The 15,093-nt window shown below is 71.4% G+C and carries 12 protein-coding genes; all 12 read left to right on the top strand.

Annotation, left to right across the window (positions count from 1 at the left end):
• The coding region (locus ABZ885_RS13645; protein ID WP_360187273.1) for a molybdopterin-dependent oxidoreductase at window positions 1–943 on the top strand (943 nt) is incomplete at its 5' end.
• Window positions 940–2,271 (top strand): NADH-quinone oxidoreductase subunit NuoH, encoded by a 1,332-nt coding sequence (gene nuoH, locus ABZ885_RS13640; RefSeq protein WP_360187271.1) that lies wholly within the window; start codon window positions 940–942, stop codon window positions 2,269–2,271. The genes ABZ885_RS13645 and nuoH, both read left to right, overlap by 4 nt.
• A gap of 6 nt (window positions 2,272–2,277) precedes the next feature.
• A complete protein-coding gene (gene nuoI, locus ABZ885_RS13635) occupies window positions 2,278–2,889 on the top strand; it encodes an NADH-quinone oxidoreductase subunit NuoI (RefSeq protein WP_360187269.1) in 612 nt (203 codons plus the stop codon).
• A 17-nt stretch (window positions 2,890–2,906) separates the two neighbouring features.
• Window positions 2,907–3,836, top strand: coding sequence for an NADH-quinone oxidoreductase subunit J (locus tag ABZ885_RS13630; protein WP_360187277.1), 930 nt, complete (start codon window positions 2,907–2,909; stop codon window positions 3,834–3,836).
• Window positions 3,833–4,132 carry an NADH-quinone oxidoreductase subunit NuoK gene (gene nuoK, locus ABZ885_RS13625; RefSeq protein WP_360187268.1) on the top strand — a complete coding sequence of 100 codons (300 nt, stop codon included), beginning with the start codon at window positions 3,833–3,835 and terminating at the stop codon, window positions 4,130–4,132. Before ABZ885_RS13630 ends, nuoK begins: the two co-directional genes overlap by 4 nt.
• A 14-nt stretch (window positions 4,133–4,146) precedes the next feature.
• On the top strand, window positions 4,147–6,063 hold the full coding sequence (nuoL, locus tag ABZ885_RS13620) for an NADH-quinone oxidoreductase subunit L (RefSeq protein WP_360187267.1): 1,917 nt from the start codon (window positions 4,147–4,149) through the stop codon (window positions 6,061–6,063).
• A gap of 139 nt (window positions 6,064–6,202) precedes the next feature.
• Window positions 6,203–7,855, top strand: coding sequence for an NADH-quinone oxidoreductase subunit M (locus ABZ885_RS13615; RefSeq protein ID WP_360187265.1), 1,653 nt, complete (start codon window positions 6,203–6,205; stop codon window positions 7,853–7,855).
• Entirely contained in the window at window positions 7,852–9,489 is a 1,638-nt protein-coding gene (gene nuoN, locus ABZ885_RS13610) for an NADH-quinone oxidoreductase subunit NuoN (protein ID WP_360187264.1), read from the top strand. The genes ABZ885_RS13615 and nuoN overlap by 4 nt, the downstream gene beginning before the upstream one ends.
• A 233-nt stretch (window positions 9,490–9,722) precedes the next feature.
• Complete coding sequence (locus ABZ885_RS13605; protein WP_360187263.1) at window positions 9,723–10,733, top strand: polyprenyl synthetase family protein; 1,011 nt, start codon at window positions 9,723–9,725, stop codon at window positions 10,731–10,733.
• Between the two features lie 195 nt (window positions 10,734–10,928).
• Window positions 10,929–11,591 carry a response regulator transcription factor gene (locus ABZ885_RS13600; RefSeq protein ID WP_360187261.1) on the top strand — a complete coding sequence of 221 codons (663 nt, stop codon included), beginning with the start codon at window positions 10,929–10,931 and terminating at the stop codon, window positions 11,589–11,591.
• Window positions 11,592–11,845: 254 nt separating this feature from the next.
• Window positions 11,846–13,909 carry a 2-oxoacid:acceptor oxidoreductase subunit alpha gene (locus ABZ885_RS13595; RefSeq protein WP_360187259.1) on the top strand — a complete coding sequence of 688 codons (2,064 nt, stop codon included), beginning with the start codon at window positions 11,846–11,848 and terminating at the stop codon, window positions 13,907–13,909.
• A complete protein-coding gene (locus ABZ885_RS13590; protein ID WP_360187257.1) occupies window positions 13,906–14,958 on the top strand; it encodes a 2-oxoacid:ferredoxin oxidoreductase subunit beta in 1,053 nt (350 codons plus the stop codon). Before ABZ885_RS13595 ends, ABZ885_RS13590 begins: the two co-directional genes overlap by 4 nt.
• Window positions 14,959–15,093 lie beyond the last annotated feature (135 nt).

Raw genomic sequence — 15,093 nt, 5'->3', positions numbered from 1 at the left:
GCTGCCCGGCGGCCGGCCGTTCTCCGTCCCGGCCGCCCGCGCCGAGGCCGCCGCCGCCTGGGGCGTGGCCGAACTCCCGGCGCGGACCGGCCGGGACACCGGCCAGATCCTCGCGGCCGCCGCCGCCGGCGACCTGGACGCGCTGCTGGTCGGCGGCGTCGACCCGGACGACCTGCCGGATCCGGCACTCGCCGAGGAGGCGCTGGCCGCGGTGCCGTTCGTGGTCTCGCTGGAGCTGCGCCCGTCCGCCGTCACCGCCCGGGCCGACGTGGTGCTGCCGGTCGCCGCGGTGGCCGAGAAGGCCGGCACCTTCCTGGACTGGGAGGGCCGGGTGCGGATGTTCGAGGCCGCGCTCAAGCCCGACCAGCAGATGGGCCGTCACCTCCACTCGGACGTCCGGGTGCTGAACATGCTGGCCGACGCGCTGGGCCACCGGCTCGGCCTGCCCGACGTCCGGGCCGCCCGGCTGGAGCTGGACCGGTTCGCGCCGTGGCCCGGTGACCGGGCCGCCGACCCGGCCGCCCACCCCGGGCTGCTGCCCCGGCCGGCCACCGGCCAGGCGGTGCTGGCGGGCTGGCGCCTGCTGCTCGACAACGGCACGCTCCAGCAGGGCGACCCGCATCTGGCCGGGACCCGGCACCGGGCCGTCGCCCGGATCTCCCCGGCCACCGCCGAGGAGGTCGGCGCGGACGGGCCCGCGGCCACCGCGGCCCTGCGGCTGACCGGCCCGGCCGGGTCGCTGACGCTGCCGCTGGAGATCACCAAGGACATCCCGGACCGGACGGTCTGGATCCCGCTGAACTCCACGCCGGGCGGCGCCCACCGCGCCCTCGGCACCACCGTCGGCCACCTGGTCACCATCGCGGCGGACACCCTCACCGGGGCCCCCGCCGAGCAGGCCCGGCCGGCCGCCACCGAACCGACCCCGGAGGAGGAGCAGTGAACCTCGCCGCGTACGAGACCCTCGGCTTCTTCGGCCGCGACCCCTGGTGGCTGGTGCTGCTCAAGGCGGTCTTCTGCTTCGCCTTCCTGGTCGGCACGGTGCTGATCGCGATCGTCTGGGAGCGCAAGGTGGTGGCCTGGATGCAGTTGCGCATCGGGCCCAACCGGCACGGCCCGTGGGGCCTGCTGCAGTCCCTCGCGGACGGCGTGAAGCTGGCGCTCAAGGAAGACCTGGTGGTCAAGGGCGCCGACAAGGCGGTCTACATCCTGGCCCCGATCGTCTGCGCCATCCCCGCGTTCATGGCCTTCGCGGTGATCCCGTTCGGCCCGGCCGGCGACGAGGTGTCGATCTTCGGCACCCGCACCCCGCTCCAGCTGACCGACTTCCCGGTGGCGCTGCTGTACATCCTGGCCACCGCCTCGGTCGGCATCTACGGCATCGTGCTGGCCGGCTGGTCCTCCGGCTCGACGTACCCGCTGCTCGGCGGCCTGCGTTCGTCCGCCCAGATGATCAGCTACGAGATCGCGATGGGCCTGTCCTTCGCGGCGGTGTTCATCTACTCGGGCTCGATGTCCACCTCGGAGATCGTCGCCTCGCAGCAGCCGACCTGGTTCGCGGTGCTGCTCCCGGTGTCCTTCATCGTCTACATCATCTCGATGGTCGGCGAGACCAACCGGGCGCCGTTCGACCTCCCGGAGGCCGAGGGCGAGCTGGTCGGCGGCTTCAACACCGAGTACTCCTCGCTGAAGTTCGCGATGTTCATGCTCGCCGAGTACGTCAACATGGTCACCGTCTCGGCGGTCGCGTCCACCCTGTTCCTGGGCGGCTGGCGGGCGCCCTGGCCGGTCTCCGCCTTCTGGGAGGGGGCCAACCACGGCTGGTGGCCGATGCTCTGGATCATCCTCAAGATCCAGCTGCTGCTGTTCTTCTTCATCTGGCTGCGCGGCACCCTGCCCCGGCTCCGCTACGACCAGTTCATGAAGCTCGGCTGGAAGGTGCTGATCCCGGTCTCGCTGGTCTGGCTGGTGATGGTGGCCAGCGTCCGGGCGCTGCGGAACGAGGGTTACGACTTCGGCGAGGTGGTGCTGTACGTCGGCGCCCCGGCCGGCGCGATCCTGCTGCTCGCCCTGGTGCGGGACGTCCTGAGGCGCAAGCCCGAGGCCGCCGAAGCGGCGCCGCCCAGCGGCGAGTTCGATCCGATGGCGGGCGGGTACCCGGTGCCCCCGCTGCCCGGCCAGCAGCTCCCGCCGGTCCCGCGCCGGCGCAGCCGCGCCCCGAAGCAACTCCAGGACGCCCTCAACGGGGCCGACCATACCGAAGGGAGCTGAACCGAGATGTCGTCCGACCAGAACGGCAGCGGCGCCCGGCCAGACCGGCCCGACAAGCCTTCCGTCCTCGGGCCGGCCGCCGGCTTCGGCGTGACCTTCAAGGCCATGTTCAAGAAGCGGCTGACCGAGCAGTACCCGGAGCAGAAGAAGCCCACCGCGCCGCGCTTCCACGGCCGCCACCAGCTGAACCGGCACCCGGACGGACTGGAGAAGTGCGTCGGCTGCGAGCTGTGCGCCTGGGCCTGCCCGGCCGACGCGATCTACGTCGAGGGCGCCGACAACCGGGACGAGGAGCGTTACTCGCCCGGCGAGCGGTACGGCGCGGTGTACCAGATCAACTACGCCCGCTGCATCCTCTGCGGCCTCTGCATCGAGGCCTGCCCGACCCGCGCGCTCACCATGACCAACGAGTACGAGCTCGCCGACTCCTCCCGCAAGGACCTCATCTTCACCAAGGAGCAGCTGCTGGCCGGCCTCTCCGAGGGCATGGTCGACACCCCGCACGCGATCTTCCCGGGCGCCGACGAGGGCGCGTACTACCGGGGCGAGATCACCGCGGCGGCGCCCGGCACGGTCCCGCAGGAGCGCACCGACCGGGAGAAGGAGGCGCAGTCGTGACCGCCGCCCCCACCACGCTGAACCTCGCCGCCGTCACCGGCGCGACCTCCACCGGTGAGGCCGTCCAGTTCTGGGTGCTCGCGGTGATCGCCGTCGGCGGTGCGATCGGCATGCTGCTGATGAAGAAGGCCGTGCACAGCGCGCTCTGCCTGGCGGCCACCATGCTCGCCCTGGCGGTCTGTTACATGGCCCAGGGCGCGGTGTTCCTGGGCGTGGTGCAGATCGTCGTCTACACCGGCGCGATCATGATGCTCTTCCTCTTCGTGGTCATGCTGGTCGGTGTCACCAGCGCCGACTCGCTGAAGGAGCAGCTGAAGGGCCAGCGGATCGCCGCGGTGCTCTGCGGGCTGGGCTTCGGCGTGCTGCTGATCGCCGGCATCGCCAACGCCAGGCTGGACACCTTCACCGGTCTCGCCGAGGCGAACGCCGAGGGCAACGTCCAGGGCCTGGCCCGGCTGATCTTCACCAAGTACGTCTGGAGCTTCGAGGTCACCGGTGCGCTGCTGATCACCGCCGCCGTCGGTGCGATGGTGCTGACCCACCGGGAGCACGTGAAGACCCCGAAGACCCAGCGCGAGCTGGCCGCTCAGCGGGTCAGGGACAACATCCAGCTCCCGCCGCTGCCCGCGCCCGGCGTCTACGCCCGGCACAACGCGGTGGACGTCCCGGGCCTGCTGCCGGACGGCACCGTCGCCGAGGACTCGGTGATGGAGACCCTGCGCGAGCGCGGCCAGATCCGCGACGTCAGCCAGGACATGCTGCGGCGGATGGCCGAGCTGGAGGAGACCACCGCGGACTGGCTGGGCCGCCCGTCGTCCGAGCGTCCGCCGGTGTCCGGTCCGCGCCAGGAGCTGCCGGGTGCGGAGTCCGGGCGCAAGCGGCTGGAGCCGGTGGCGCCGAACAACCACGCGGCGCCGAACGCCGACGACGAGGAGGGCGCGGAGTGAATCCGGTCAACTACCTCTATCTCTCCGCCCTGTTGTTCACCATCGGCGCCGCCGGCGTACTGGTCCGGCGCAACGCGATCGTCCTGTTCATGTGCGTCGAGCTGATGCTCAACGCCTCGAACCTGGCGCTGGTCACCTTCTCCCGGCTGCACGGCAACCTGGACGGCCAGATCATCGCCTTCTTCACCATGGTGGTCGCGGCGGCCGAGGTCGTGGTGGGCCTCGCCATCATCGTCTCCATCTTCCGGACCAGGCACTCCGCTTCGGTCGACGACAGCAACCTGATGAAGCTGTAGGCGGAGGGCCTTCGGTGAACTCTCTCATTCCGCTGCTGGTGGCGGCTCCGCTGGCCGGTGCTGCCCTGCTGCTGCTCGGCGGCCGGCTCTTCGACCGCTTCGGCCACTGGCTGGCCACCGCGCTGGCCGCGCTCTCCTTCGGCTTCGGGCTCGCCCTGTTCTCGGACATGCTGGGCCGCCCCGCCGAGGACCGCGCCGTCACCGAGCAGCTGTACACCTGGATCCCGGTGAACGGCTTCCAGGCCGACATCGCGTTCCAGCTCGACCAGCTCTCGATCACCTTCGTCCTGCTGATCACCGGCGTGGGCACGCTGATCCACCTGTACTCGGTGGGCTACATGGCGCACGACGAGCGCCGGCGCCGGTTCTTCGCGTACCTGAACCTCTTCCTGGCGGCCATGCTGCTGCTGGTGCTCGCCGACAACTACCTGCTGCTGTACTTCGGCTGGGAGGGCGTCGGCCTCGCCTCGTACCTGCTGATCGGTTTCTGGCAGCACAAGCCGAGCGCCGCGACGGCCGCCAAGAAGGCGTTCATCGTCAACCGGGTCGGCGACATGGGCCTCTCCATCGCGATCATGCTGATGTTCGCGGAGTTCGGCTCCTTCGCCTTCGGGCCGGTCCTCGGCACGGAGGGCGGAGCGGCCGGCGCGGCGAGCCAGGCGAGCGAGGGCAAGCTCACCGCGATCGGCCTGATGCTGCTGCTCGCGGCCTGCGGCAAGTCCGCCCAGGTGCCGCTGCAGTCCTGGCTCGGCGACGCCATGGAGGGCCCGACCCCGGTCTCGGCCCTGATCCACGCGGCCACCATGGTGACCGCCGGCGTCTACCTGATCGTCCGCTCCGGCCCCGTCTTCAACCTGGCGCCGGACGCCCAGACCGCCGTGGTGGTGGTCGGCGCGGTCACGCTGCTCTTCGGTGCGATCGTCGGTTGCGCCAAGGACGACATCAAGAAGGCGCTGGCCGGCTCGACCATGTCGCAGATCGGCTACATGATCCTGGCGGCGGGCCTGGGCCCGATCGGCTACGCCTTCGCGATCATGCACCTGGTGACCCACGGCTTCTTCAAGGCCGGGCTGTTCCTCGGCGCCGGGTCGGTCATGCACGGCATGAACGACGAGGTGAACATGCGTCACTACGGCGGCCTGCGCAAGTACATGCCGATCACCTTCGTCACCTTCGGCCTCGGCTACCTGGCCATCATCGGCTTCCCCGGCCTGTCCGGCTTCTTCTCCAAGGACAAGATCATCGACGCGGCCTTCGCCAAGGGCGGGACCGAGGGCTGGATCCTCGGGCTCTGCACCCTGCTCGGCGCCGCCATCACCGCGTTCTACATGACCCGGGTGATGATCCTGACCTTCTTCGGCGAGAAGCGCTGGCAGCCGGACGCCGACGGCCACGACCCGCACCCGCACGAGTCGCCGAAGACCATGACCACCCCGATGATCCTGCTCGCCTTCGGCTCGGTCTTCGCCGGCGGCCTGTTCGTCCTGAACAACTCCTTCGTCAACTGGCTGGAGCCGGTCACCGGCCACGAGGAGGGCAACTCCCCGCTGAGCCCGCTGACGGTCTCCGTGCTGGCCACGGTCTGCATGCTGATCGGCGTCGCGGTCTCGTACCTGATGTACGGGCGCTCCGGCGTCCCGGTGGTTCCGCCGGTCGGCTCCCCGCTCACCCGGGCCGCCCGCCGGGACCTGCTCCAGGACGACTTCAACCACGCCGTCCTGGTCCGGCCCGGTTCGGCGCTCACCGCCGCCCTGGTCTTCTTCGACAGCCGCGGCCTGGACGGCTTCGTCAACGGCCTGGCCGCCACCATCGGCGGAATCTCCAGCCGGCTGCGGCGGATCCAGAACGGCTACGTCCGCTCGTACGCGCTCTCCATGTTCGGCGGCACGCTGGTGCTGGTCGCCATGACTCTCCTGATGAGGTCCGTCTGATGAATAGGCCCGAAATCCGTTGGGAGGTGCGGCCCATGAGCGAACGGCGGGGGTACCCCCGGCCGGAGCCCGGGGGTCAGCGAGCCGTCGAGGGACACCTGCGGGCGAACGCCCCGGCCGGGCGGAACGGGGTGGCGGCATGAGCTACCTGCTGACCGCCACCTGCGCCGTCCCGGCGGCCGGCGCGGTGCTCACCGCCGCGCTGCCCGCCGGGTCCACCGAGGCCCGGCGGCGGACCACCAAGGCCGTCGCGCTCGGGGTCTCGGCCGTCACCCTGGCCCTGGCCGCCACCGCGGCCGGGCGGTTCGAGCCGGAAGGACCGCGCTACCAGCTGACCGAGTCGTACAGCTGGATCCGCTCCTTCGGGATCACCTTCTCGCTCGGCGTGGACGGCATCGGCGCCGTGCTGGCGCTGCTCACCGCCGTGCTGGTCCCGGTCGTGATGCTGGCCTCCTGGCACGACGCCGATCCCCCCTCCCCGCCCGCCGCCGGCCCGGCGGCACCGGACGGCACCTTCGAGAACCGGCGGCGGACCCAGGGCTTCTTCGCCCTGATCCTGGCGGTGGAGGCGATGGTGCTCGTCTCCTTCTACGCCACCGACGTCTTCGTCTTCTACGTCTTCTTCGAAGCCATGCTGATCCCGATGTACTTCCTGATCGGCGGCTTCGGCGACCGGGCGGGCGGCCCCGAGTCGGCGCGGCAACGCTCCTACGCCGCGGTGAAGTTCCTGCTCTACAACCTGCTCGGCGGCCTGGTCATGCTGGCCGCCGTGATCGGCCTGTACGTGATCGCGCAGGACCAGGGCCTCGGCACCTTCGACCTCCCGACGCTCTCCTCGGCGGTCTCGGACGGCCGGCTGGTGCTCAGCGGCACCGCCGAGAAGGCGCTGTTCCTCGGCTTCTTCTTCGCCTTCGCGGTGAAGGCCCCGCTCTGGCCGCTGCACACCTGGCTGCCGAACGCGATGGGCGAGTCCACCGCCGGAACGGCCGTGCTGATCACCGCGGTGGTCGACAAGGTCGGCACCTTCGCGATGCTCCGCTTCTGCCTCGGCCTCTTCCCGGACGCCTCGAAGACCTTCGCCCCGGCGATCCTGGTCCTCTCGCTGATCGGGATCATCTACGGCGCGCTGCTCGCCGTCGGCCAGAAGGACATCAAGCGGCTGGTCGCGTACGCCTCGATCTCGCACTTCGGCTTCATCATCATGGGCATCTTCGCGCTGACCAGCCAGGGCCAGAGCGGAGCCACCCTCTACATGGTCAACCACGGCATCTCCACCGCCGCGTGGATGCTGGTGGCCGGCTTCCTGATCTCCCGCCGCGGCTCCCGGCTGATCGCCGACTACGGCGGTGTGCAGAAGGTCGCCCCGGTGCTCGCCGGCACCTTCCTGATCGGCGGCCTGGCCACCCTCTCGCTGCCCGGCCTGGCGCCGTTCGTCAGCGAGTTCCTGGTCCTGGTGGGCACCTTCACCCGGTATCCGGCGATCGGCATCGTCGCCACCTTCGGCATCGTGCTCGCCGCGCTCTACGCGCTGCTGCTCTACCAGCGCACCATGACCGGCCCGGTCAAGGAGGGCGTGCACGCCATGCCCGACCTCAAGGCGCGCGAGCTGGTGGTCGTCGCCCCGCTGCTGGCCCTGACCGTGCTGCTCGGCGTCTACCCGAAGCCGCTCACCGACATCGTCAACCCGTCGGTGGACGCGACCCTCTCGCAGATCCACGAGAGCGACCCGGCGCCGGTCCACCCGGTCGCCGCCCCGTCCGGAGACAGCACCTCAGGAGGTGAGCACAAGTGAGCACCACCGGTTGGCTCGCCGCCGCCGGCGGCAACACCCAGAGCATCCCGGCGCCGCACATCGAGTACGGCCAGCTCTCCCCGATGCTGGTGGTGTTCGGCGCCGCCGTGACCGGGGTCCTGCTGGAGGCCTTCCTGCCCCGCCGGCACCGGCACTGGGCGCAGGTCTGGCTGGCCCTGATCGGCCTGGCCGGCGCGTTCACCGCGGTGGTGGTGCTCGCCGCCCAGGGCTACGGCTCGACCAAGGTCGACCTGCTGGCGATGGGCTCGGTCGCGCTCGACGGCCCGGCGCTCTTCCTGCAGGGCGTGATCCTGCTGGCCGCGGTGGTCGCGGTGCTCACCTACGCCGAGCGGAAGCTGGAGCCCAAGGCCGGGGGCGAGCCGGCCGACACCTTCGCCGCGCAGGCCGCCGCCACCCCCGGCGGCGAGCAGGAGCGCGCCGCCGTCCGGGCCGGGTTCAGCACCAGCGAGGTCTTCCCGCTCACCATGTTCGCGGTCGCCGGCATGCTGCTCTTCCCCGCCGCCAACGACCTGCTGACCATGTTCGTGGCGCTGGAGGTCCTCTCCCTCCCGCTCTACCTGCTCTGCGCGCTGGCCCGGCGCCGCCGGCTGCTCTCCCAGGAGGCGGCGGTCAAGTACTTCCTGCTCGGCGCCTTCGCCTCGGCGTTCTTCCTGTTCGGCACCGCGCTGCTGTACGGGTACGCGGGCAGCGTCCGGCTCGGCGACATCGCGGACGTCATCTCCGGCAAGGCACTGGCCACCCCGGCGCTGCTCTCCACCACCCAGAACGACGCGCTGCTGCTGATCGGCCTGGCGATGCTCGCGGTCGGCCTGCTCTTCAAGGTCGGTGCGGTGCCGTTCCACTCCTGGACGCCGGACGTCTACCAGGGCGCGCCGACCCCGGTCACCGGCTTCATGGCGGCCGCGACCAAGGTGGCCGCGTTCGGCGCCTTCCTGCGGCTGTTCTACGTCGCCTTCCCCGGCCTGCGGCTGGACTGGCGGCCGGTGCTGTGGGGCGTGGCGATCCTGACCATGGTGGTCGGCGCGGTCCTGGCCGTCACCCAGCAGGACGTGAAGCGGCTGCTCGCCTACTCCTCCATCGCACACGCCGGGTTCATCCTGACCGGTGTGATCGCCACCAACAAGCAGGGCCTGAGCTCGGTGCTGTTCTACCTGCTGGCGTACTCCTTCGTGACGCTCGGCGCCTTCGCCGTGGTCACCCTGGTGCGCGACTCCAAGGGGGAGGCCACCCACCTCTCCAGCTGGGCCGGGCTGGGCCGGCGCTCGCCGCTGGTCGCGGCGGTCTTCGCGCTCTTCCTGCTGGCCTTCGCGGGGATCCCGCTCACCTCGGGCTTCACCGGGAAGTTCGCGGTCTTCCAGGCCGCGGCGGCCGGCGGTGCGACCCCGCTGGTGATCGTCGGTGTGCTCAGCTCGGCGGTGGCCGCGTTCTTCTACATCCGGGTGATCGTGCTGATGTTCTTCTCCGACCCGAAGCCGGGCGGCCCGACCGTGGCCATCCCGAGCGCCTTCACGGCCACCGCGATCGGGTTCGGCGTCCTCGTCACCCTCGGCCTCGGCCTGCTGCCGCAGTACTTCCTGGACCTCGCGACGAAGGCCTCGCTCTTCGTCCGCTGAGGCCCCCCGCCGGGGCCTGCCGGGAGGTCCGCTCGTCCGGGCCGCGCCTTATCCGCGCGGCCCGGACGACTCGTCCCGACACCATGGCTGACCAGCCGGAACGGCCGGATCGTGACAGGATCCGCACGCCCGTGCAGTGATCCACTCGCGACCGGATACCCTGCCTGTATGGCCAAGCGGCGGCACTCAGGGACCAGGCCGCTAGATCGACCAGGGACAGAGGAGTGGTCTTCGTGACCGTCGTGGGACCCTTTGGGCTCAGCGTGCAGGACCGCGACCTGACCCGTGACGTCCAGGCCGGGATGGACGCGGTGGAGGCCGCGCTCGTCGAGGCGGTGAAGAGCGACGTCCCGTTCATCACCGTCACCGCCAGCCACCTGATGGAGGCCGGCGGCAAGCGCTTCCGCCCGCTGCTGGTGCTGCTGGCCGCCCAGTTCGGCGACGCCAACGCCCCCGGCGTGGTTCCCGCCGCCGTCGTCGTCGAGCTGACCCACCTCGCGACCCTGTACCACGACGACGTCATGGACGAGGCCCCGGTGCGCCGCGGCGCCCCCAGCGCCAACTCGCGCTGGGACAACTCGGTCGCCATCCTCACCGGCGACTTCCTCTTCTCCCGCGCCTCCCAGGTGCTCGCCGACCTCGGCCCGGAGGCCGTCCGGCTGCAGGCCGACGCGTTCGAGCGGCTGGTCACCGGCCAGATCCTGGAGACCGCCGGCCCCGGCCCGGACGACGACCCGCTGCACCACTACCTCGACGTGCTGGCCGGCAAGACCGGATCGCTGATCGCGGTCTCCTGCCGGATAGGAGCACTGCTGGCCGGTGCCGAGCCCTGGGTGATCGACATCCTCAGCGCGTACGGCGAGCGGATCGGGATCGCCTTCCAGCTGGCCGACGACGTGCTCGACATCGCCAGCGACGGCCACGAGTCCGGCAAGACCCCCGGCACCGACCTGCGCGAGGGCGTGCCGACGCTGCCCACCCTGCTGCTGCAGCAGATGGCGGCGGACGAGTCCGACCCGGCCGACCTGCGGCTGCGCGAGCTGGTCGCCGGCAGCCTCGCCGACGACGAGCTGCACGCCGAGGCGCTGCGGCTGCTCCGCCGCCACCCGGCGCTGGAGCACGCCCGCCGGGAGACGCTGCGGCACGCCGAGGAGGCCCGCGCACTGCTCGACCCGCTGCCGGAGGGCGCGGCCAAGGCGGCCCTGCAGGGCCTGTGCGACGCGGTGGCCATCCGCACCATGTGACGGTGGCGGTCCGCACCGTGTGCGGCTGGCCCTCCGCACCGTGTGAGGCCCGGTCCGGCCGGCCCGGCCGGGACCGCCGACCTCGTCGGCCGGTGGGATTTACCGCCCGGTGGGCGCACGAGTAGGGAAGACTGACCCCTGTCAGCCCGCCCGTCGCACCGCCCGCCCGTCGCACCGCCCACCCGGAAGGCCGCCATGCTTCGCGTCGTCATCGCCGAGGACTCCGTACTGCTGCGGGAGGGCCTGACCAGGCTGCTCACCGACCGCGGCCTGGAGGTCGTGGCGGGCGTCGGCGACGGCGAGGCGCTGCTCAAGGTGATCCACGACCTGGCCGCGGCCGGCACGCTGCCCGACGTGGTGGTCGCCGACGTCCGGATGCCCCCGACCCACACCGACGAGGGCGTCCGCGCCTGCGTCACGCTCCGTGGCCTCTACCCAGAGCTGGGCGTGCTGGTGCTGTCGCAGTACGTGGAGGAGCGGTACGCCTCCGAGCTGCTGGCCGGCTCCACCCGGGGCGTCGGCTACCTGCTGAAGGACCGGGTCGCCGAGGTGCGCGAGTTCGCCGACGCGGTGGTCCGGGTCGCCGGGGGCGGCACCGCCCTGGACCCGGAGGTCGTCCAGCAGCTGCTCAGCCGCAGCCGCAAGGGCGACGTGCTGGCCGGGCTGACCCCGCGCGAGCGCGAGGTGCTCGGCCTGATGGCCGAGGGCCGGACCAACACGGCGGTGGCCAAGCAGCTGGTGGTCTCGGACGGCGCGGTGGAGAAGCACGTCAGCAACATCTTCCTCAAGCTGGGCCTGGCCCAGAGCCCCGAGGACCACCGCCGGGTGCTGGCGGTGCTCACCTACCTGAACTCCTGAGCAGCCGCTCCGGCGACTCCCGGGCATTCGCTCCGGCAACTCCCGTGGACCCCTCCGGCGACTCCCGGGCATTCGCTCCGGCCGGGATGGGACCGCAGGTGGAACGCGTTGTGGTGAGGAGCGAGTGATTTCCCGCCGCATCCGTCAGTTCCGCTCACGGGATTCCTCGCCCGCATAGGATGCGATAGGTGCACCAGGCGGACGGGGCACACGGCTCACGCCCGCGGCTGGTGCCCACGAGGAGGTCCGCGGCAGTGACCAGTCAGGTCGATCAGTCAGAAGCAGTGGACGGCTCGGACGGCGACGAGGGCCGCTCGGGGCCAGGTGGTGACCGCTCCGGTCCCGCCGGGCCGGGTGGTCCGCGGCCGAGGCGGGCGAAGCCGATCCGCAGACTGGACCGGGTGATCATCCGCTTCGCCGGCGACTCCGGCGACGGGATGCAGCTCACCGGAGACCGCTTCACCTCGGAGACGGCGTCCTTCGGCAACGACCTCTCCACCCTGCCGAACTTCCCCGCCGAGATCCGGGCCCCGGCCGGCACCCTGCCGGGCGTCTCGTCCTTCCAGCTGCACTTCGCCGACCACGACATCCTCACCCCGGGCGACGCGCCGAACGTCCTGGTGGCGATGAACCCGGCCGCCCTCAAGGCGAACCTGCCGGACCTCCCGCGCGGCGCGGAGATCATCGTCAACACCGACGAGTTCACCAAGCGGGCGCTGGCCAAGGTCGGCTACCCGGCCGATCCGCTGGCCGACGGCTCGCTGGAGGCCTTCCACCTGCACAAGGTGCCGCTGACCACGCTGACCCTGGAGGCGCTCAAGGACAGCGGCCTGGCGCGCAAGGACGCCGAGCGGGCGAAGAACATGTTCGCCCTGGGCCTGCTGTCCTGGATGTACCACCGGCCGACCCACGGCACCGAGAGCTTCCTGCGCAGCAAGTTCGCCAAGAAGCCGCAGATCGCCGAGGCCAACATCAGCGCCTTCCGGGCCGGCTGGAACTTCGGCGAGACCACCGAGTCCTTCGCGGTCTCCTACGAGGTGCCCCCGGCGAAGCTGCCGCCCGGCCGCTACCGCAACATCTCCGGCAACCTGGCCCTCTCCTACGGCCTGATCGCCGCCTCCCGGCGCTCCGGGCTGCCGCTCTACCTGGGCTCGTACCCGATCACCCCGGCCTCGGACATCCTGCACGAGCTCAGCAGACACAAGAACTTCGGGGTGCGCACCTTCCAGGCCGAGGACGAGATCGCCGGCATCGGTGCGGCGCTCGGCGCGGCCTTCGGCGGCGCGCTCGGCGTGACCACCACCTCGGGCCCGGGCGTGGCGCTCAAGAGCGAGACCATCGGCCTGGCCGTCTCGCTCGAACTGCCGCTGCTGGTGGTCGACATCCAGCGCGGCGGCCCGTCCACCGGTCTGCCGACCAAGACCGAGCAGGCGGACCTGCTGCAGGCGATGTTCGGGCGGAACGGCGAGGCCCCGGTGCCGATCGTGGCCCCGGCCACCCCGGCCGAGTGCTTCGACGCGGCGCTGGAGGCGGCCCGGATCGCGGTCACCTACCGCACCCCGGTGTTCCTGCTCTCGGACGGTTACCTGGCCAACGGCTCCGAGCCCTGGCGGATCCCGGAGATCGACGAACTGCCCGAGATCGCGCCGGACTTCGCGACCGGGCCGAACCGCGAGGACGGCGCGTTCTGGCCCTACCTGCGGGACCCGCAGACGCTGGCCCGCCCGTGGGCGGTGCCCGGCACGCCCGGCCTGGAGCACCGGATCGGCGGCATCGAGAAGCAGGACGGCACCGGCAACATCTCCTACGACCCGGCCAACCACGACTTCATGGTCCGCACCCGGCAGGCCAAGGTGGACGGGATCGCGGTGCCCCCCGTGGAGGTCGACGACCCTTCGGGCGAGTCGCGCGTCCTCGTGCTCGGCTGGGGCTCGACCTACGGGCCGATCACCGCGGCCGTCCGCCGGGTCCGGGCGGACGGCGGCGACATCGCCCAGGCGCACCTGCGCAATCTGAACCCGTTCCCGGCCAATCTCGGTGCGGTGCTGAAGAGTTATGACAAGGTCATCGTCCCCGAGATGAACCTCGGCCAGCTGGCGCTGCTGCTGCGGGCCAGGTACCTGGTGGACGCGCAGTCGTACAACCAGGTGCGCGGACTTCCCTTCAAGGCCGCACAGTTGGCGGACGTGTTGTGGGCGGCGATCGGCAACCTGGACGAATCGGCGGGCGGGCCGGCGAACGGATCGGCGAGCGGGACCGTGAACGGCGCCGCGAGCCGGTCCGCGAGCGGGTCCGTGGACGAGGAGGGCAACCGATGAGCGAGCAGTTCCCCTCGTTGAAGCTGGTCCCGAAGAGCGGAACGGCGCAGAACGCCAAGGACTTCAAGACCGACCAGGAGGTGCGCTGGTGCCCGGGGTGCGGTGACTACGCGATCCTGGCGGCGGTGCAGGCCTTCATGCCCGAGCTGGGGATCAAGCGCGAGAACACGGTCTTCGTCTCCGGGATCGGCTGTTCCTCCCGTTTCCCGTACTACATGAACACCTATGGCGTGCACTCGATCCACGGCCGGGCGCCGGCCATCGCGACCGGGCTGGCCTCGTCCCGGCAGGACCTCAGCGTCTGGGTGGTGACCGGGGACGGCGACGCACTGTCGATCGGCGGCAACCACCTGATCCACGCGCTGCGGCGGAACGTCAATCTGAAGATCCTGCTGTTCAACAACCGGATCTACGGCCTCACCAAGGGCCAGTACTCGCCGACCAGCGAGCTCGGCAAGATCACCAAGTCCACGCCGATGGGATCGCTGGACGCCCCCTTCAACCCGCTCTCGCTGGCGATCGGCGCCGAGGCCACCTTCGTCGCCCGCACCATCGACTCCGACCGCCAGCACCTGCAGTCCGTACTGCGGGCGGCCGCCGAGCACGAGGGCACGGCGCTGGTGGAGATCTACCAGAACTGCAACATCTTCAACGACGGTGCCTTCGAGGTCCTGAAGGAGCCGGGCACCCGGGACGAGGCGCTGATCCGCCTCGAACACGGGCAGCCGGTCCGGTTCGGCACCGACCGCGCCCAGGGCGTCTTCCGGGGACCGGACGGCGAGCTGTTCGCCGACGCCGTCACGCCCGGCAACGAGGCCTCCGTGCTCGTCCACGACGCCCACGCGGCCAGCCCGGCCACCGCCTTCGCGCTCTCCCGGATCGCCGACGCCGACACCCTGCACCACACCCCGATCGGTGTGCTGCGCAGTGTCCGGCGCCCGGTGTACGACGAGCTGATGGCCGAGCAGTTGGCCGCGGCGGCGGCCCAGCACGGCGAGGGCGACCTGGCCGCGCTGCTCGCCGGGAACGACACCTGGACCGTCGACTGAGTCCCGGGCACCACGCGTGAGGGCGCCCCCGGCTCCGGCCGGGGGCGCCGTCGTGCGTGACCACGGCCGGCGGCGCGACCGCAGCCGTGCGGCCGACCGACGGCCTGCGTGCGGGACTACGGCCTCCGTGCGTGA

Origin of the sequence: Kitasatospora sp. NPDC047058, assembly GCF_040643935.1 — a bacterium.
Lineage (GTDB): Bacteria > Actinomycetota > Actinomycetes > Streptomycetales > Streptomycetaceae > Kitasatospora.
This window is presented reverse-complemented; position numbering and strand designations above follow the sequence as displayed.

Bases quoted from the DNA above. Each gene is read 5' to 3' on its own strand.
- ABZ885_RS13590 (WP_360187257.1), top strand. From the start codon at position 13,906: ATGAGCGAGCAGTTCCCCTCGTTGAAGCTGGTCCCGAAGAGCGGAACG.
- nuoI (WP_360187269.1), top strand. From the start codon at position 2,278: ATGTCGTCCGACCAGAACGGCAGCGGCGCCCGGCCAGACCGGCCCGAC.
- ABZ885_RS13615 (WP_360187265.1), top strand. From the start codon at position 6,203: ATGAGCTACCTGCTGACCGCCACCTGCGCCGTCCCGGCGGCCGGCGCG.
- ABZ885_RS13600 (WP_360187261.1), top strand. From the start codon at position 10,929: ATGCTTCGCGTCGTCATCGCCGAGGACTCCGTACTGCTGCGGGAGGGC.